The following is an 18,848-nucleotide window of genomic DNA, read 5'->3' on the forward strand; positions in this document are numbered from 1 at the left end:
CCATGGGCAGGCGAGCGCTGATCATCGACGACGACGAGGCGATGTGCGCGTGGCTCTCGGCGGACCTGCGGTCGCGCGGCGTCGAGGCGACGACCCGGACCTCACCGGCGGAGGCGCTCGCGCTGCTCGAGGCGGACGAGGGCTTCGACGTCATCCTGACCGATCTGAACATGCGCGGGATGGACGGGATCGCGGTCTGCGGGCGGGCGGCGGAGATCCGGCCGGACGTGCCGGTCGTGGTGATCACCGCGTTCGGCAGCATCGAGACCGCGGTGCAGGCGATCCGCGCGGGCGCGTACGACTACGTGACCAAGCCGGTCGACATCGAGGCGCTGGCGCTGGCGCTGGAGCGGGCGATCGCGCACCACGCGCTCAAGGCCGAGGTGCGGCGGCTGCGCCGCGCCGTGGCCGGGCCCGGCGGGTTCCCGGACCTCATCGGCCGGAGCGCCGCGATGCGGGGCGTGCAGGACCTGATCGAGCGCATCGCCGACGCGGACGCGACGGTGCTCATCACCGGCGAGAGCGGGACGGGCAAGGAGGTCGTCGCGAAGGCGATGCACGCGCGGAGCCGCCGCAAGGAGGGGCCGTTCGTGGCGATCAACTGCGCGGCGGTGCCGGAGTCGCTGATCGAGAGCGAGCTCTTCGGGCACGTGCGGGGGGCGTTCACCGACGCGCGCACGGCGCGCGCCGGGCTGTTCGTCGAGGCGAACGGCGGGACGCTGCTGCTCGACGAGATCGGGGAGCTGCCGCTCACGGTGCAGCCGAAGCTGCTCCGCGCCCTCCAGGAGCGCCGGGTACGCCCGGTGGGCGGGAACGCGGAGGTGCCGTTCGACGCGCGCATCATGGCCGCGACGAACCGCGACCTGGACGAGGCCGTCGAGGCGCGCCGCTTCCGGGAGGACCTGTACTACCGGATCAACGTGCTCCACGTGGAGCTGCCGCCCGTGCGGGCGCGGGGCAGCGACGTGCTGCTGCTCGCGCAGCGCTTCATCGAGGATTTCGCCACGCGCTGGGGCAAGGAGGTGGTCGGCCTGTCACCGGCGGCCGCCGAGCGGCTGCTCGCGTACACGTGGCCGGGCAACGTGCGGGAGATCCAGAACTGCATGGAGCGGGCGGTGGCGCTCACGGCGTACCCGGAGATCACGGTGGAGGACCTGCCGGCGAAGATCCGGGAGCACCGGCCGTCGCACGTGCTCGTGGCGGGGGACGACCCGTCCGAGCTGGTGCCGCTCGAGGAGGTGGAGCGGCGGTACATCCTGCGGGTGCTCGAGGCGGCGGGCGGGAACAAGACGCTGGCGGCGAGGATCCTGGGGCTGGACCGGAAGACGCTGCACCGGAAGCTGGAGCGGTGGGAGCCGGGCGCCGGGGGGACGAAGGGGAGCTGAGGCGCGGAGGAATACCCCGGGCGGGGAACGACGCCCCACCCCGGATGGCCGACGCGGGGGGTCGCCGCCGGTCCGCTGCAACCCGCCCGTCCGCCGCAACCTGGGTGGCGCCTGCTGCCTCAACCTCGGTCGGTTCCGGCCAGCCCCCCCAACCCGGGTCGGTTCCGGCCAGCCGGGTCACCTCAACCTCGGTCGGTTCCGGCCAGCCCCCCAACCCGGGTCGGTTCCGGGTCACCTCAACCTCGGTCGGTTCCGGCCAGCCCCCCCAACCCGGGTCGGTTCCGGCCACCCAACCCAGCCACCTCAACCCGGGTCGGTTCAGGACGGCCGCCGGCGGGCGGCACGCGGCCTGCAGTACAGGCCTCCCACCAAGGAGAGAGCCCGATGCCCCCCGACTCGATGCGCGGTCTTGCCTCGATCCTGAATACGCCCCCCGCGCCGGTGCCGTGCGTCCACCCCGGCGCGCCCCCCATCCGCGTGCTGCTCGCCGAAGACGACAGGGAGTTGCGGCTGCTCCTCGCCACCGCCCTCCGCCGCGACGGCTACGAGGTCCTGGAGGCGCACGACGCCAAGCACCTCCTCGAGTTGATGGGCGAAGCGCTCGTCTCCGGGAACGGCGCCCCGGTCGATGTCGTGGTGAGCGACATCCGGATGCCAGGCGCGAGCGGGCTCGATCTGCTGGCCGGGCTGCGCCGCGACGACTGGACGACGCCGGTGGTCCTCATCACCGCGTTCGGCGACCCGGAGACGCACGCGGAGGCCTACCGCCTCGGCGCCGACGCGGTGCTCGACAAGCCGCTCGACGTGGACGATCTGCGGCTCGTGGTCCAGACCCTCGTCTCGACGCGCGGCTGACGCACCACGCAGCCCCCCGCGCCGCCCCACGCCGCGGTCACACCAATGGCCCGCCGCCCCCACGCCCCTCGCGCATCTCGCGATCACAGACATCACGAGATGGCGCGTAGGTGGGGCCCTATCGACGAGCAACTGGCCTGCACACGCCCCTTGTCAGGAGCGCGCCAGTTGACCGCTGGATAGGTTTTCAACATCGTCGTAGAGCAGATCCGTGCGATCGTGAATCGCCCGGCGCCGCCTCACCCCGCCTCGACCGGCAGCCGGCGCGGCTCCCCCGCGCGCTGCGCCTTCAGCCGCGCCCGCCGCATCTTGTGCCACGCGAGGATCCCCGCGTCCGCGCGCACGAAGCGGCACGCGTCGAGATCCGCGTCGCGCGGCTCCGAGGACGCGAGCATCCGCTCGTCGCCCGGCTGGATCAGCGAGAACTCCGCCCGCAACCCGAGCCACGCGAGCAGCCGCCCAATCACCGGGATCGGCACGTAATACCGCCCCACGATCGCCGTCCGCTCCGCGTCGATCGGCGCGCACCCCGCCATGCCCACCACGCGCTTCCCGAACGAGAGGCGCAGCACGCCCGGGAAGCGCACCTCCATCTCGAACCTCCACCCCCGACGGCCGTCCCACGGCTCCCCGTCGTCGTGGCGCAGCACCGCCTCGGCGTGGATGACATCGCCGTCCACGCGGACCTCGCAAGGGTCGAGCATCGCGCCGACGCCGGGGACCCAGGGGCGGTGCGCGAACGGCAGGTGGTGGAGGTCGAGCATGCCCTCCATCGCGCGCGCGAACGGCACGTCCCAGTCGATCGACGCCGTGTGGGCGTGCCGCTCGTCCGGCGGCAGGCCATCGAACCAGGGCACCGGCGGCAGCTCGGCCGGCCGCTCGCCCCAGAAGAGCCACACGAAGCCCCGGTGCTCCCGCGCCTCGTACCGGGTCAGCGCGAGCGCATCCCCCGCGCCGCGCGCGCCCGCGCCGCGCCCCTCGCACGGGATCGCGACGCAGCGCCCGTCCGAGGCGAACCGGAAGCCGTGGTACGGGCACTCGATCGCCCCGTCCACGACCCGCCCCATGCCGAGGTCCGCGCCGCGGTGCGGGCAGCGCGCCCGCGCCACGACCAGAGCGCCGCGCTCGTCCCTGAACAGCACGAGCCGCGTCCCGAAGCGCTCGACGGCGACCGGCCGCTTGCCCACACTCGCCGCGTCCGCGATGATGTACCAGGCGCCCTCGACGAACGCGCCGCGCCCTTCCTCGATGCCGTGCTTTCGCATGATGCTCCTCCGATCGCCCGGAAGCCTGGGGCCTGCCCGGCCGGGGAGCCGTGACAGCGCGCGCCACAAGGGCTGACATGCGGCGCCAGGCCCCGCGGGCGCCCGCCCCGACGATCTGGGCCCGCACCGCCGCGCAGCTCGCGGACCACGCCGCGGAGCGCGGGGCGGATCGGCGGGCGCTGCTCGAGGCCGCGGGGCTCGCCGGCGCGGCGCTCGCCGATCCGGACGCCCGCGTGCCGCTCGCGGCGTTCTATGCGCTCATCGAGGCGGCCGTGGCGGCGACCGCCGATCCGCACCTCGGCCTCGACTTCGCGGCGCGCTTCGAGCCGGAGCACTTCGACGCGCTCGGCTTCCTGGCCATGAGCAGCCCGACCCTCGGAGAGTCGTTCCGCCGGATGCTCCGCTACCAGCAGATCTGGAACGAGGGCGAGCGCCACACGCTGGAGATCCGCGGGCGCCGCGCGCACCTCGGGTTCGTGCCCTTCGGGCCCGACCGGCCGGCCCACGGCCAGCTCGCGGAGATGTTCGCGTTCGACGCGCTCGTGAACGCCGGGCGCATGTGCGGCGCGCCGCTCCAGGCGCTCGCGGTGCGCTTTCGCCACGCGCCGGCGGGTGATCCGGAGGAGAAGGCGCGGCGGCTCGGCTCGCCGGTGCTCTTCGAGGCGCCGGCCACCGAGCTGGTCCTGCCGGTGGAAGAGCTCGCCCGCCCGCTGCCGCACGCGAACGAGGCGCTCGCCGCGTTCCTCGAGCGCCACATGAGCGCCGCCGCGGCGCGCCTGCCGGGCGCGGCGCCGCCCGCGCTGTCCGACCGCGTGCGCGCGCTCCTCGGCGAGCGGCTGCGCGAGGGGGCCGACCTGGGCGCGCTCGCGGCGCGCCTGCGGATGAGCCCGCGCACGCTGCAGCGCCGCCTCGGCGACGAGGGGACGTCGGTCCACGCCCTGCTCGACGAGGTCCGGCGCGGCCGCGCTGCGGCGCTCCTCGACGCGGACATGGCGATCGGCGAGGTGGCGTATCTGCTCGGCTATTCCGAGCCGAGCGCGTTCCACCGGGCGTTCCGGCGCTGGACCGGCGTGACGCCGGAGGCGTTCCGCGCCCGGAGCAGGGGCGCAGCGCCGCGGTGAGCGGCCTGCGCCACCGGCTGGCCTGACGGGTCCTTCACGCGCGCCCGGCCGCGGCCTACGCCGCTGCCGGGCCTGCGCCCGAGGGCCCTGCGCTCACGGGCTCGGGGGGGCGATCTCCAGCTTCGCCATCACGCTGCCGCTGCCCGCGATGCCCGCCTGGATGTTCTCGACCGCCTGCGTGATCGCATTGGTGGCCGGGATGAGGCACGCCCCCGCCTTCACGCTGCCCGTGGCCGCGCCCTCGAGGTGGCCGCCCGCCTCGACCACCGCCTGGGCGCTGGCGAGGAGCAGCTCGCCGCGCGCGTGCGCGACGACGAGGAGCCGCGGCAGGTTCGCCTTGAGCGTCGCGATCGCCGCCTCGACGTCGGCCCCACCCTCGATGTTGACCGCGGGCTCCCTGCAGCTGGCCTTCGCGCTCGCGCTCGCCTCGCAGGAGCCGCTGCACTCCGCGGACCCCTGGCACTCGGCGCTCGGCGGCTTGAGCTCGGCCTTGCACTTCGGCGCCTTGAACTGGACGTCGCACGAGCCCGAGCAATCGGCGTTGCACTGCACCTCTGCCTCGGCCGCGAACGCGCACGAGCCACGGCACTCGCCCGTGCAGGTGCCCTGGCACTCGCCGCGGCAGTCGCCGCCGGCGGTCGTCGCGGAGCACTCGCCGTCGCACGTGCCCTCGCACGTCCCCTGGCACGTGCCCTCGCAGTGGACCGCCAGGTTGGCCGAGCCCTCGCACGAGCCGGTGCACTTCCCCTCGCACCGCCCCGAGAGCTGGCCGGGATCGCAGCGCGCGACGACCTCCGCCGGGGTCAGCTGGCACTCGACGTTGGCGCTGCACCTCGCCTCGCAGTTCGCCTGCACGCTCGCGTCGACCGTGCAGCTCGGCGGCTGGAAGGTGATCGACAGGCCGGCCGTCGCGTCCCCGAGCGCGTCGACGGCGAGCTCACACCATTGCTCCGCCCGTTCGTTCGGCTTCGTCGCCGTGATCGTCGCGACGTCCGCGCCGAGGTCCAGCGCAATCGCCTGGCAGGCGCTCGTCACGTCCGCCACGATGGCGCCCGCGGCGCCCGTGAAGTCCGACACGGACTGCATGAAGGCACCATAATTGAGCTCTGCTTCGCCCTCGAGACCCCATTCCACCGTGGCGAGATCGGCGCCCGGCGTGAAGTCGCGACAGCAGACGTCATTCTGCAGCTCCGAGACCTTGTCACACCCCATCGCCGGGAGGACGGAGAGCCCCGCCAGCGCCAGCGGGAATGCCGCGATTCGCCACGTCACACGGATATTCATCGGGAAACTCCTTCGTTCTTTGTCGGGCGTGCAGCTGGTGCGGGACTGCCACGGAGAGCGGTGAACCCCCATGAGGGAGCGCACTCGCCTCCGAGCTCGGCCTGCAGCCGCCTCCGAAGCAGGGCGACAATAGCTCATAGATCGACCCACATGACAAGGCCCATGCTGCGGAATTGTTGCTCGTCTCGACGTCACCCTAGGGCGAAGCCCGTCAGCACGGGAGCCAGCGACGACGAGATCTGTTGATGTTCATGCCGACGGCAGTGGTAGGAAGAACGCCCGGTCGCCGCCGTCCAGGCAGCGCTGCGGGCGCGCCATGACACGGCACGTCGTGGGCTCAACCAGCCATCATCGAATCGCCGTTGCAGAGCTCGGTCGAGCCGTAGGACAATGGCCCCGTGATGACGCTCGGCCCACGGCTCCCCCGGTTCGTGCAGCTCTCTCTCCTGCTCGCCCTGACGGCCGGTTGCGGCGCCTCGTCCGACGACGAGGGCCCGACGAGCGGCCAGGCCGCCGGCGAGCCGCCCAGGATGACCGGGATGACGGCGGCCCACAACGCCGCGCGCGCCACCGTCGACCCGCCCGCCGATCAGCCGGTGCCCCCTCTCCTGTGGTCGCCCGAGATCGCCGCGGTGGCTCAGGCCTATGCCGCCCGGTGCATATTCGGCCATAGCGCGAGCGATTATGGAGAAAACATCTTCGCGTCGACCGGCGCGTCACCCACACCGGAGGATGTAGTCGCCTCGTGGGTCGACGAGGCGGCCAACTACGACCTTGCGAGCAATGCCTGCAGCTCCACCTGCGGCCATTACACGCAGGTGGTATGGGCCGACTCCCTGCGGCTCGGCTGCGGGGTCGCCGATTGCACGACCGGCTCGCCGTTCGGCGGTGGCACCTGGCAGATCTGGGTGTGCAACTACGATCCTCCCGGCAATTTCGCCGGAGAGCGCCCCTACTGAGCCCGCGGGCGCGTCGTCGGCGCGCGCCGTCCTCGTCTCCTCCCCGCCCCTCGCCGGCTCTGGTATCGCAGCGACGATGGACTTCGGGTGGACCCCTTCCCAGCGCGCCGTCCACGACCGCATGCGGGCCCTCGGCGCCGAGGCCGACGCCGCGGCCCCGGACGATCGCATGCGCGTCCTCGCCCGGGGCGGCGCCCTCGGCCTGCCGATCGCCCGCGATCTCGGCGGCGAGGGCCTCGACCTCGTCACGACGGCGCTCGCCTACGAGGGCCTCGGCGCGACGCTGCGCGACGGCGGCGTCCTGCTCGCCGCGGGGGCGCACCTCTTCGGCGTGGCGCTCCTGCTCGCGCGCGTGGGCACGCCCGCGCAGCAGCGCGCGTGGCTGCCGCCGATGGCGAGCGGCGCGTGCATCGCGACGGTCGCCGCGACCGAGGCCGGCGCGGGCTCGGACGTCGCGTCGGTGCAGGCCAGGGCCGACCGCACGGACGCCGGCTACCGGCTCACCGGCGACAAGCGGTACGTGACCTGGGCCGACCGGGCCGACGTGTACCTCGCGGTCGCGCGCGACGGCGGCGGCCGCGCCGGAGGGGCCCCGGCGCGCGGCCTCACCGCGCTGCTCGTCCCCCGCGCCGCGGGCGAGGGCGCCGCGCGCATCCTCCCCGGCGCGCCGCTCGCGACCGCGGGCCTCCGGGGCGCGCGGCTCGCGCCCGTCTCGTTCGCCGGCTGCGAGGTCGGCCACGACGCGCTCCTCGGCCGCGCCGGCGCCGGCCTCGCCGTCTTCCAGATCGCGATGACCTTCGAGCGCGCGCTCATCCTCGCCTTCCGCCTCGGCGCCATGGAGCGCGCCCTCGGCGACGCCGTCCGCTTCGCCCGCGAGCGCGAGATCGGCGGCCAGGCGATCGCCCGCCACCAGGCCGTCGCGCACCGCCTCGCGCAGATGAAGCTGCGGCTGGAGACGTCGCGGCTGCTCATCTACCGCGCCGCGTGGGCGCTGGACCAGGGCGAGCGCGGCCAGGCCGAGGCCGCGCTCGCGAAGTGGCACACGGCGGACTCGGCCGTGGCGTCCGCGCTCGACGACCTCCGGCTCCGCGGCGGCGCTGGCTACCTCGAGGAGAGCGGCCTCCCCTCCGCCATCGACGACGCCCTGGGCGGCAGCATCCATTCGGGGACGTCCGACGTGCTCGCCACGATCGTCGCGCGGTGGCTGGGCGTCTAGCCGCTCGCCCGCGCTTCACCTCGTCTCACCGAGCTCCGCCCTCGCCGTGACATCAGGCCCCCCGGGGAGGGCGCTCGGCCCCCTCCCATCCACCATGGAAGAACTTGGACGACGAACTACTGGCCAACCCTCGCCGGCGCCTTTACCAAGGTAGGGCTGCGCGGACCGGCCGAGGGTCGCCGGCCCGCGCCCGCCCGCCGGCCCCATCAAGCCCAACCAGGAGCGATATGACCGAAGCGACCGACAATCCCCTGCTCACTCTCGGCTTCGAGATCCCGTTCGATCGCATCCGGAGCGAGCACGTAGAGCCCGCGGTGCGCGCGCTGCTCCAGGACGCCCGCGCCCGGCTCGACGCGCTCGTCGCGGCGCCCGGCCCCCGCACCTACGACAACACCCTCGCCGCGCTCGAGGCCGTCACCGAGCGGCTCGACCGCGCCATGAACGTCGTCTCCCACCTCGAATCGACGTCCACCACACCCGCGCTGCGCGCCGCGTACAACGCCGTCCAGCCGGAGGTCAGCGAGTTCCTGAGCGGCATCGCCCTCAACGAGGGCGTCTACGGCGCGCTCAAGGCGTACGCGGCCACGCCCGAGGCCGCGGCGCTGACGGGCCCACGGCGCCGCTTCCTGAAGAAGACCCTCGATGATTTCCGGAGGAGCGGCGCCGAGCTCGACCCGACCGGCAAGAAGCGCCTCTCCGAGATCGACGTCGAGCTCGCCACGCTCACCCTGCGCTTCTCGCAGAACGTGCTCGACGCGACGAACGCCTTCGAGTTCGTGGTCGAGGACGCCGCCCGCCTCGCCGGCCTGCCGCCGAGCGCGGTCGAGGCGGCCCGTCAGGGCGCGAAGGACAGAGGCATCGAGGGTTACCGCTTCACGCTGCAGGCGCCGAGCTACATCCCCGTGCTCACGCACCTCGACGACGGCGCCATCCGCGAGCGCTTCTACCGCGCCTTCAACACGCGGGCGACCGAGGGCGACCACGACAACCGGCCGCTCATCCGCCGCATCCTCGAGCTCCGCGGGGAGAAGGCGAGGCTGCTCGGCTACGCGAGCTTCGCCGATCTCGTGCTCGAGGACCGGATGGCGAAGACGGGCGCCGCGGCGCGCCGCTTCGTCGACACGCTGCGGGCGCGCACCGAGCCGGTCTTCGCCCGCGAGAAGGAAGATCTCGCCGCCTTCCGCCGCGAGATCGAGGGCCCGGACGCGCCGCCGCTCGCGCCGTGGGACGTCGCCTACTACGCCGAGAAGCTCCGCCGCGCCCGCTACGATTTCGACGACGAGGCGCTCCGCCCGTATTTCCCGCTGGATCGCGTCGTCTCCGGCCTGTTCGAGATCGCCCACCGCCTCTACGGCGTGCGCATCGCGCCCTGGCAGGCCGCCCCCACGTGGCACCCGAGCGTCCGCGCCTACCAGCTCGTCGAGCCGAACGGCGCCCAGAGCGCCGCCTTCTATCTCGACTTCGTGCCGCGCGAGCAGAAGCGCGACGGCGCCTGGATGCACGGGCTCGTCACGGGCGCGCCGAGCGACGACGGGCGCGCGGCCGGCGAGGACGCGCGCCACCTCGAGGTCCTCGCGGGCAGCTTCACCCCGCCGGTCGGCGGCCGCCCCGCGCTGCTCAACCACCGCGAGGTCGAGACGCTGTTCCACGAGTTCGGGCACATGATGCACCACGCCTCGAGCCGGGTGCCGATCCGGAGCCTCGCCGGCACCAACGTCGCCTGGGACTTCGTCGAGCTCCCCTCGCAGATCATGGAGAACTGGTGCTGGGAGCGGGACGCGCTCGATCTCTTCGCGCGCCACCACGAGACGGGCGCGCCCGTCCCCGACGACCTGCTCCAGCGCATGCGCGCGGCCCGCACGTTCCGCGCGGGTGCCGCGACGATGCGGCAGCTCGGCTTCGCCGAGATCGACCTCGCGCTCCACATGGACTGGACCGGAGAGCAGGGCGATGTCGTCGAGTTCGCGCGCGAGGTCCTCGGGCGTTACTCGCCCGTCCCGCTGCCCGAGGGCTACGCCATGATCGCCGGCTTCTCGCACCTCTTCTCGAGCCCGGTGGGCTACGCAGCGGGCTATTACTCGTACAAGTGGGCCGAGGTGCTGGACGCCGACGCCTTCTCCCGCTTCCAGGAAGAGGGCCTGTTCAGCCGGAAGGTGGGCGACGCGTTCCGGAGCCAGATCCTCGCGCTCGGCGACACGCAGGACCCGATGGATCTCTACAGGAGCTTCCGCGGCCGCGAGCCCACCCTCGACGCCCTGCTCCAGCGCAGCGGCCTCGCCTGAGCCTCCGGGGCGGCCCGGCGCCGCGTCCATCACGGCTACCCCCAAACTCCCTCTCTGGCCATGTGACCGAGCGGCGCTCTCGTGAGGCGTCAAGCAGGCTCGTTCGGTCACGCTCAGGGCGCGAAGCTTGGTTATCGCCTAGGCCCCATCGGCCTCCGTGGGCACGAGGAGGCCGTGTTCTTCGCGCGGCGCGGGGAGGGCGGATGTCTGAGCCCAAATGAAAAAGCTCCTCCGGTGAAGCCGGAGGAGCTTTGTCTCAGGTGAGTCCGGCGGGGTCCCCGCGCCGCGCGAAGGACACCGTCTCTTCGCGCCGGGCCCCCTCGGACGACCGCCTCGAGGAAGCGCCGGCGCTCGTCGCGCCGGCCCCCCGTGGGATCACTGGATCTTGAAGTTGCAGGCCGACAGCGTGGCCGTTCCGATCGTCTGCGTCATCGCCCAGTTCGCGAGCGAAGCGACGCTGGCCTGCTCGGACCTGAACGCGTAGTTGCTCGCGAGCTGCACCTCGGTGCCGTTCTTCGGCCGGATGTACACCGAGTACCGCTTCGCCGCCACGTCGACCACCATCCGGACGGTATAGGTCGTCCCGCCGGTGTACGGGAACACCCGGAGCGCCTGGTACCTCGCGCCGTTCCGGACGCGGACATTGCCTTCCTCGTCGAAGATGACGATCGCGGCGAGCTGGGTCCACTGGCTCGCGGAGCCGCTCGAGAGGCCGACCACGGCGTCGATCTTCGACGCGCTCGGCGTCACGTCCCAGGTCGCCGTGAAGGTGCCCCGCTGGGTCGAAGGCAGCGACGAATTGAACCATTGGCCAGCGTTGACGACCGAGCACGCCGGAGTCGGGGTGGGCGTCGGCGTCGTCGGCGTGGGCGTCGGCGTCGTCGGCGTGGGCGTCGGCGTCGTGGTCGTCGTCCCGAACTCGAACGCGCCGATGTCGACCGCGCCCACGGCCGTCCGCCGCTGCGCGGAGCCGACGGCCGCGAGCGCCGCCTTCGGCGGGTGGTAGAGCGGCATCGCGAGCGGCGACGGGAACGTGCGCCCCGAGATCCCCGTCGTCGAGCTGACCCCCGCGTTCCGCAGCGGGCTCGTCGAGAGCAGCGTCACGTCGCGGTTGCCGATGCTCGAGAAGCCGGGATCGCTCACGATCAGCGTCCCCGTGAAGCCGGAAGGCACCGTCGTGCCCGTGGGCACGGCGTTGTTGACGCCCTTGATGAGCGGGCTGCCGGTCTTCCAGCTCGCGTCGTCACGGAAGACCTGAACGCTCCCGCCCCCGACGCGATGGAAGATGTTGTTGTGGAGCTCGATGCTCTCGATGCCATCGAACAGGTGGATCGCCGCGCTCGACCCCGCCATCAGCAGGAACGTGTTGTTCACGAACCGATACCGCCCGTTGGTGTCGCCGGTGCCGTCGCCGCCGACGCGGATCACGTACTGCGTGTGCGTCTTGCGGAAGACGTTGCCGACCACATCGGAGTCCTCCCGCGCGAGCCCCGGATCCTGCCCGTCGGGGCCGATGAGCTCGAGGTCCTTGTAGAGCCCGCCCTCGATCCAGTTGTAATAGATCTCGTTCCGCTCCGCGCGGGTCTTCACCGCGTTGCCACCGATTGCATCGTGGACGTAGCTGTGCTGCATCCGGAACACGGAGCCCGGGTAGGCGGACTCATCCGTCGCGATGTAGATCGGGTGCTTCTGCGTACCGCTACCGCAGTTATAGACCTCCACGTATTCCACCAACAGCGAACCCGAATCGCTGTCGGCGCCCAGGATCCCGTGCGCTGGGCAATCGTGGATCACGGAGTCACGGATGGTGACATCGTGCCCGTGCTGGAAGATGCACCTCGAGGTGCCGCCCGTCACATCGAACCCCTCGAAGACGATGTGGTTCGCGTTGATCTCGATCGTGTTGGTGCCGCCCTTCAGGACGGGGCGCTTCCCGCCGACGCGAACGCCGCGGATCGTGATCTTCGAGGTGGGCGTGCCCCATTTCGTGAGCCTGATGTTGCCCGAGTACGTCGCGTTGCCGTCGACCGCCACCACGTCGCCCGGCTGCAGTCTGCTGGCTACCTCACCGATGGTCTTGTAGGTGCGCGTGGGACCAACTTGATACGTCGTGCCGGCCGCCTGCTCCTCCGCGTCCAGCTCCTCTGCGGTCACGTCCTCGTCGAGCGGCGCGCAGCCGAAGCCGACGATCGACATCGCCAACAGGGAAGCGATGACCTTACCGGCGGCAATCGACAGCGACCCAAAGCCTTGAGAAATTGAATGCATGGCTTTATCTCCCCCGGCGTCGTTGAACCCCTGTGGTGAACAGGACCGTAACGGGCGAAAGCACCAGGGGGCAGAAGAGGAGCCTCCCGCTGCGTGCCTTCGCGCCGCGAACCATCGGTGCAGACCATTCAGCACCAGAGGGGCGGATACCGGCGCTCTCGTGAAACAACTTATTCCCGGATTAACACGACGGGTCAAGACGAAATGCTTTCGAAAACGAAACGAACACCCAATTAGGTCGCACACCTCGGCCGCTTTTCACATCGCGGTTGCAAATTTTCGATGCAGAACTGCAATGCGCAGTCCGTCCGCTGATGTAAGGAAGGTATAGAGAAGTGGTCGTCCGCTCGCTTGAATGCAGACGAAATCCCCGGGGAAATGTGGGTAAAACCCCAATGCGACAGCGTTCTCCATGTCGGCCAACGACCTTTGCCTACCTTGCCCCTGCATTCGCTATCTCGGCCGCGGCGCCTGTGCCCCGAGGGAGGTCGCGCGCTTCCTCGGCGACACCGCTGCATCGCAAGCAAGAAGACATCTCGCAGCCCTGCTCGATCGCTTGGCGGAGGATCCGCCGCGCGCGTCGCGGCTGGCCTGCCGCGACGCGCGCGGCACGGGCTCGCGGGAGATCGTGGAGAGGGACGACGGACCGGCGTTCGACGGGGAGATCGGCGGCGTCCGCGCGGCGTCGCGCTGCTCGCCGCGCGGGGGAGATCGGCGGGAATCGGCGGGCGCGCGCGCGTGCGAGCGGTCAGCGCCTCCCCTTGAAGCCCATCATCTGCTGCACCACCGCCTCGCTCTCCTCGGCGATCGCGCCCTCCTGCGCCGCGCGGTCGGCGCAGTCCTCACAGACCTTCTTCTTCTTGCTTCCGACCTTGATCGTCTTGAGCTCGTCGACCTCGTTATCGCATTCCCGGCACGTGGGCATCGCCACACCTTCCTTTCGACGGGCCAGCATATCGCACCGATCCCGCGCGCGCCGAGATCGCTCCCCCGCGCCACCAGCGGACCGCGCCGAGATCGCGCCCCGGCGCCGCGAGCGGACCGCGCGGCTCGCCCGCCCGATGTTTGGCCCGGACGAGCCCCGCGACCTAGGATCGCCGCGTCACGAGGACACCAAGGAGGCTTTCATGGATCGGAGGCAGGGCGCGCGCGCGCAGGTCGACTTCCCCGTCTCGGCGCTCGTCGATGGCCACCGGCACCGGTGTCGCGCGATCGATCTCTCCCCCACGGGCATGGTCGTCGAGCGCGCGCCCGCGCTGGCAGGCCGCGCGCTGCCCGCCGTGACCCCGTTCGAGCTCGACCTCGGGGTCGGGCGCCCCATCCGGCTGCGCGCCCGCCCGGTCTGGGACCGCGACAACCTGCTCGCCGTCCGCTTCGTGGTCATGAGCGACGCCGACCGGCTCACCATCGCCGAGCACCTCGACCAGCGCGCCCACCGCCGCGAACCCCTCCATTAGAGCGGCGGTCTCCCGCACAGGAGACGGGCCCACCTCGACGTTTTCGGTGCTCAGCGCACCGGAGTGCGCTTCCGCGCCGAAAACGCCGATCTGGGCCCGTCTCCTGTGCGGGAGACCGCCGCTCTGCTGCGGCTCTGGATGGGGCAGAGAGGGGGCGGAAACCGCTGGAGATGGGGCAGAGGGCCGGGGGGAACACCTTGAGACGGATGGGTGGGGGACGTCCTCGACACGATGCTCGTTTGCAAGGATGAAATCGCAGGAGTGCAACGCCGGGAGGGTGCGCCCGGGACATCTATGCGAATTTTAAATCTATTTCCGTCTTCTCGCGGTGGCATGTGAGCTGCTAGTTCACGGACGAGCGTTGCTGGTGCGGCCTCTCCCCCCCCTAGGCCCCGGCGACGCTTTTTTTTTGTCGCTCGCCGGAGCGATGAGCGGTGGGGCACGCGCTACGTGCGTGGCTCTCGTCGTCGGCGCGCAGCGGAGATCGACGGCCGCGGAATGCCGGCGGCAGAGCGGCGAAGCTCGTCGAGCGCGTGCTCGGGCAGGCGCGGCGCGCGCGGCTCGGCAGCGTCTGGCTCGGGTGGGGCGGGCGCGCGGGCGCCCAGGTACGGCCAGAGGCTCTCGCGGATGGGCGCCGGCAGGACGTTCTCCAGGTACTCGAGCGCGGTCCCGCGGAGGTGGGCGTCGTCGGCGTGGAGCGCCCTGTAGGCGATCTCGAGCGGCTCGCGCTCGAGGCAGAGCGAGAGGACGCGGAACACGTGCTCCAGGCTGCGGCTCGTCCGCTCGACGAGCCATCGCTCGGCCGGCGGCGCCTCGACCGGGGGCGCGACGCCGGGGGGCTGGGCGTCCCACACCCGGCGGCCGATCGCGATCTCGCGCATCGCCGCCTCGATCACGTCGTCGCGCCGCAGGTGGATCGGCGCGCGCTGCTGGAGGAGCCGCGCGAGCGCGACGCCGCACTGAAAACGCACCTCGAAGCGCTCGTCGGCGAGGCCCAGGAGCAGGCCGTCGGCGGCGCGCTGGGTGGGACAGGCCTGGAGCACCCGCGGGATGCGGCGCCGGAGGGCGACGCTCACGGACGGATCGAGGAGCGCGTCGGTGAGCTGGCCGGTCGCGCGGGGGGCGACGGCGCGGAGCGCCCGGATCGCCTCGGAGGTGAGCCCCTCGCGCTCGAGGAGCGGGAGGAGGTGCGGCACGAGCGCGGGGTCCGGCTCCCGGACGAGCGCCCGGCGGATCCGCTCGGGATCGCCGGAGCGCAGGTCGGCCGTGGCGGCGAGCACCGGATCGGACGCGAGCGCGGCCGACGCGGCGCGCGCGGACAGCGGCCCGTCGACGCCCCTGCGATCATCCGCCGGAGGCCGCGGCGAGTCCCCGGGGGCAGGGCCGGCGAGCGACGCGCGGCCGGAGAGCGGTGAGCGGCCGGAGAGCGGCGGGCCGGGGTGCGACGTGCGCTCGCCGTCGGCGGGAGCGCGCCCGGCGTCGTGCCGCGCCGCCGCGGCGCTCCGGTGCGCGGCGAGCTCGGCGAGGACCCTGTCGCGGCTGAGCGCGTCGACGGTGCCGCTCAGGGTGCGGCGGGTGGTCGCGTCGACGACGTTCGTCGGGTCGAGCGAGACGGCGCCGGAGCGCAGGCTGCCCTCGAGCGCGGCGACGTAGCCCCGGTGCAGCCGAGGCGTGAAGAGCAGCGTGACGCCCGCGGCCGCCGCGCCGAGGCCGAGCAGCAGCGGGAGCGACCCGCCCGGGGCGAGCACGAGCAGGGCCATCGCGAGGCCGCTGCCCGCCGCGGTGCCGATGCGGTCGAAGCCGACGTCGATGAGCGTCTTGATCGACCGCTTCTGGTCCGGGGGCAGCGGCGTGTAGAGCAGCTCGTAGCCCGACCGGAACAGCGAGTTCCGGAGCACCGCCTCGGTCGCGCGGACGATGGAGGCGGCCCAGAGCCGCGGCGCGACCACGACGGAGAGGGTGCTCGCGACGACCGCGGCCGGGAGGATGCCGATGGTGGCGGCGAGCCCGAGCCGGTCGAGCGAGAAGGTGGCGGCGAGCGACTGCACGAGGAACGAGAGCACGCTCACCGAGAGGTGGAAGAGCGCGAAGAACGAGAGCAGCGCGCTGCGGTCGGTCATCGCGGCGGCCGCCTCGACGCTGAGGGCCACGTCGAACAGCGCGCCGCTCACGGCGCCGAGCCCGACGAGCAGGCCGAGGTCGCGCAGGTGGCTGTTGTCGCGCAGCGCGGCGAGCCCCGACCCACCGGCGCCAACCTGGGTGCGCCCTGCCTCAACCTCGGCGCGCCCCGCCTCCGCCTCAACCTGGGTGCGCCCTGCCTCAACCTGGGTGCGCCCCGCCGCCTCAACCTGGGTGCGCCCCGCCGCCGCCTCAACCTGGGTGCGCCCCGCCGCCGCCTCAACCTCGGCGCGCCCCGCCTCCGCCTCAACCTGGGTGCGCCCCGCCTCAACCTGGGTGCGCCCCGCCTCAACCTGGGTGCGCCCTGCCTCAACCTGGGTGCGCCCCGCCTCAACCTGGGTGCGCCCCGCCTCAACCTCGGTGCGCCCTGCCCCGCCGGTGGCGCGGGCCGCGCGCGCGAGGCCGGCGCCCAGGTGGTGGGTCGCCCAGGCGGTGAGCGCGCTCACCGCGGAGAGGGCGAGGAGCATCGTCGGGGCGTCGATGAGGCGGCTGGCGCGCCAGGCGAACAGGCCGCCGATCACGCCGCCGACGGTCCCGCCGCCCGCGATGCGCCCGATGGAGTGGCGGGCGGTGTGGGGGTCGAAGCGCTCGTTGACGAGCGACCAGAAGGCGGAGATGAGGGTCGCGCCGAAGACGGCGATGTGCAGGTAAAAGACGAGGGCGGCGGCGCCGGGCGCGCGCCGGGCGAGGGCCCACTCCAGGGCGAGGAGCACGGAGCTCGCGGCGAACGTGGCCGGGACGACGCGCGCGGGGGAGAGCTGGAGGAGCGCGCGCGAGAGCAGGACGACGGCGGCGAACGACAGGGCCGCGCCGGCGGCCATGACCTTGGGGACGTCGGCCGCGCCGAAGCTGGCGAGGAAGAGGGCGTCACGGGTCGCCCGGCCGGCGACCTGCTGGGCGATCATCGCGCCCGAGGCGATGGCCGCGAGGAGGACGGGCCTGTCGCTCGCGATGTCCTCTCCCACCTGCGCCCTGGGCATCCTAGGCGGGTTCGGCGGCGAGCACGCGGGCGTCGGTGACGATGGTCCCGAGCGGGACGTCGCCCGGGGTCGCCGGCACCTCGGCGACGAGCTGGAAGTCGAACACGACGCCCACCGCATGCGCCGGGGGGCAGAAGCGCGGCAGGGTGCTGTCGTAATAGCCGGCGCCATAGCCGATCCGATGCCCCCGGGCGTCGATCTGCAGGGCGGGCACGACGATGACGTCGAGCGCCGCGGCCTCCTCGTCGGTCGCCCCGGGCTCGCGGAAGCCGAGGCCGCGCTCCTCCATGGCCTCGGGGTCCTCGACGAAGCGGAAGGTCATGGCGCGCGACTCGGGGTCGACGGAGGGGTACGCGACCCGGGCGCCGCGGGCGCGCAGCAGCGGATCGAGCTCCCGGAGGTCGACCTCGTTGCGCCCCTCGATCGGGTAGAAGAGCGCGACCCGCCGGGCCGCAGCGAGGGCCGGCAGCTCCGCGAGCGCGCGCTGGATCCGGCGCGATCGCTCGAGGATGGCGTCGCGGGGGATGGAGCCGCGGAGGGCCCGAGCGCGCTTCCGCAGCTCGGCTTTGGCGCGGTAGCGCAGGGCGGCCTCGGCGTCGGGGTCCATGGCTCGGTGGTTCCTCCGGCGCGCATCCTAGAGAGCCGCCCCGGGCCGGGGAACCGCCATGTACGAAATCGGTGGGAGGTGGCGCAGTTGGCCCCAGGTGTGGCGCTCTTGCACGGGGGCGGGGCAGCGGCCGCGCTGCGAGCGCGGGGAAGCCGACGGGCGGGGGGCCCGACGCGCGGCGGGGAGCGGGCGGAGAGCGGGGAGGGAGCGCGGGACGAGCGAGGGACCGCGCGGGAGCGCGGCGGGCAACGCGCGGAGGGCGCAGTTGCGGGCGGCTAGCCAGGGTGAGCCCACGGACGAGCCCGGTGGCACCGTTCGTGCTGCTGGCGGCGGCTGCGCGGAGGGCGGCGACCGCCGCTGCCGCGCGGTCCGCACGGGCGTCTGGTAGCGTCCTGATCGCGGAGAGATGATACCGGAGCGGTGCGATCGCGAGGGCAGGAGCCCCCGACGCCGGAGGAAGCGATGTTCTGGGAGGATTTCAAGAAGTTCGCGGTTCGTGGCAATGTCGTCGACATGGCCGTGGGCGTCGTGATCGGCGCGGCGTTCGGCAACATCGTCAAGACGCTGGTAGATCACGTGATCATGCCGCCGATAGGCCTCCTGACGGGCGGCATCGATTTCAGCCGGCACTACATCGTCCTGAAGCCCCCGAGCGGGCCCGGTCCGTACGCGACCCCCGAGGAGATGGTGAAGGCCGGCGCGGTGCTCCTCCAGTACGGGGTCGTCATCAACAGCCTGGTGAGCTTCTTCATCGTCGCGCTCTGCGTCTTCCTCCTGGTGCGGCTCATGGGGAAGCTTCAGAGACAGCACGCGGAGGAGGTGACGACGAAGGAGTGCCCCGAGTGCGCGATGAGCATCCCCATCAAGGCGGTGCGCTGCGGCCACTGCACGGCGGCGCTGGAGGGCGCGTGACGCGAAGCGGAGAGGTCACCGCGTGGCTGGCGCGGCTGGCCGGCGAGCGGGCTCCCCGTGGAGGCAGGGCGCGTCGACG

14 protein-coding genes are annotated in these 18,848 nt (G+C 72.8%); 8 read left to right on the top strand and 6 right to left on the bottom strand.

All coding sequences use genetic code 11. From position 1 onward, the window contains the following. Positions 1 to 2 precede the first annotated feature (2 nt). Positions 3 to 1,385: a sigma-54-dependent transcriptional regulator gene (locus tag WMF27_RS34605; RefSeq protein WP_437764601.1), complete on the top strand. Its 1,383-nt coding sequence runs from the start codon at positions 3 to 5 to the stop codon at positions 1,383 to 1,385. Between the two features lie 384 nt (positions 1,386 to 1,769). Beyond that, the gene (locus WMF27_RS34610) at positions 1,770 to 2,240 is read left to right on the top strand and encodes a response regulator (protein ID WP_437764600.1); all 471 of its coding nucleotides are present in this window, start codon (positions 1,770 to 1,772) and stop codon (positions 2,238 to 2,240) included. 239 nt (positions 2,241 to 2,479) lie between these two features. Here the strand turns inward: WMF27_RS34610 and WMF27_RS34615 are convergent, their stop codons facing one another. Beyond that, the gene (locus WMF27_RS34615) at positions 2,480 to 3,505 is read right to left on the bottom strand and encodes a Rieske 2Fe-2S domain-containing protein (RefSeq protein WP_437764599.1); all 1,026 of its coding nucleotides are present in this window, start codon (positions 3,503 to 3,505) and stop codon (positions 2,480 to 2,482) included. Between the two features lie 77 nt (positions 3,506 to 3,582). Here WMF27_RS34615 and WMF27_RS34620 point away from each other — a divergent pair, with 77 nt between their 5' ends. Next, positions 3,583 to 4,626, top strand: coding sequence for an AraC family transcriptional regulator (locus tag WMF27_RS34620; protein ID WP_437764598.1), 1,044 nt, complete (start codon positions 3,583 to 3,585; stop codon positions 4,624 to 4,626). A gap of 93 nt (positions 4,627 to 4,719) precedes the next feature. Here WMF27_RS34620 and WMF27_RS34625 read toward each other — a convergent pair whose 3' ends face one another. Beyond that, entirely contained in the window at positions 4,720 to 5,910 is a 1,191-nt protein-coding gene (locus WMF27_RS34625; RefSeq protein WP_437764597.1) for a hypothetical protein, read from the bottom strand. A gap of 401 nt (positions 5,911 to 6,311) precedes the next feature. Between WMF27_RS34625 and WMF27_RS34630 the strand changes: the two genes are divergently transcribed. The 3 genes from WMF27_RS34630 (at position 6,312) to WMF27_RS34640 (ending at position 10,367) form a co-directional block, all read left to right on the top strand. Then, entirely contained in the window at positions 6,312 to 6,869 is a 558-nt protein-coding gene (locus WMF27_RS34630) for a CAP domain-containing protein (RefSeq protein WP_437769970.1), read from the top strand. Between the two features lie 76 nt (positions 6,870 to 6,945). Then, a complete protein-coding gene (locus WMF27_RS34635; protein WP_437764596.1) occupies positions 6,946 to 8,085 on the top strand; it encodes an acyl-CoA dehydrogenase family protein in 1,140 nt (379 codons plus the stop codon). Positions 8,086 to 8,312: 227 nt separating this feature from the next. After that, positions 8,313 to 10,367, top strand: a complete 2,055-nt coding sequence (locus WMF27_RS34640; protein WP_437764595.1) for a M3 family metallopeptidase — start codon at positions 8,313 to 8,315, stop codon at positions 10,365 to 10,367. A 375-nt stretch (positions 10,368 to 10,742) separates the two neighbouring features. On the opposite strand, the gene WMF27_RS34645 is transcribed toward WMF27_RS34640, so the two are convergent. Both WMF27_RS34645 and WMF27_RS34650 read right to left on the bottom strand, forming a co-directional pair. After that, positions 10,743 to 12,563, bottom strand: coding sequence for a hypothetical protein (locus WMF27_RS34645; protein WP_437764594.1), 1,821 nt, complete (start codon positions 12,561 to 12,563; stop codon positions 10,743 to 10,745). Positions 12,564 to 13,383: 820 nt separating this feature from the next. Further along, positions 13,384 to 13,560 (bottom strand): hypothetical protein, encoded by a 177-nt coding sequence (locus tag WMF27_RS34650; RefSeq protein WP_157907138.1) that lies wholly within the window; start codon positions 13,558 to 13,560, stop codon positions 13,384 to 13,386. Positions 13,561 to 13,762: 202 nt separating this feature from the next. Here WMF27_RS34650 and WMF27_RS34655 point away from each other — a divergent pair, with 202 nt between their 5' ends. Beyond that, positions 13,763 to 14,092: a PilZ domain-containing protein gene (locus WMF27_RS34655; RefSeq protein ID WP_272104316.1), complete on the top strand. Its 330-nt coding sequence runs from the start codon at positions 13,763 to 13,765 to the stop codon at positions 14,090 to 14,092. Between the two features lie 446 nt (positions 14,093 to 14,538). Here WMF27_RS34655 and WMF27_RS34660 read toward each other — a convergent pair whose 3' ends face one another. Continuing rightward, positions 14,539 to 17,235, bottom strand: a complete 2,697-nt coding sequence (locus WMF27_RS34660; RefSeq protein WP_437764593.1) for a hypothetical protein — start codon at positions 17,233 to 17,235, stop codon at positions 14,539 to 14,541. 16 nt (positions 17,236 to 17,251) lie between these two features. Further along, on the bottom strand, positions 17,252 to 17,857 hold the full coding sequence (locus WMF27_RS34665; protein ID WP_437764592.1) for a 5-formyltetrahydrofolate cyclo-ligase: 606 nt from the start codon (positions 17,855 to 17,857) through the stop codon (positions 17,252 to 17,254). Between the two features lie 462 nt (positions 17,858 to 18,319). Here WMF27_RS34665 and mscL point away from each other — a divergent pair, with 462 nt between their 5' ends. Next, positions 18,320 to 18,769 (top strand): large conductance mechanosensitive channel protein MscL, encoded by a 450-nt coding sequence (mscL, locus tag WMF27_RS34670; protein WP_437764591.1) that lies wholly within the window; start codon positions 18,320 to 18,322, stop codon positions 18,767 to 18,769. Positions 18,770 to 18,848 lie beyond the last annotated feature (79 nt).

The organism is Sorangium sp. So ce281 (assembly GCF_051527395.1).
Lineage (GTDB): Bacteria > Myxococcota_A > Polyangia > Polyangiales > Polyangiaceae > Sorangium > Sorangium cellulosum_B.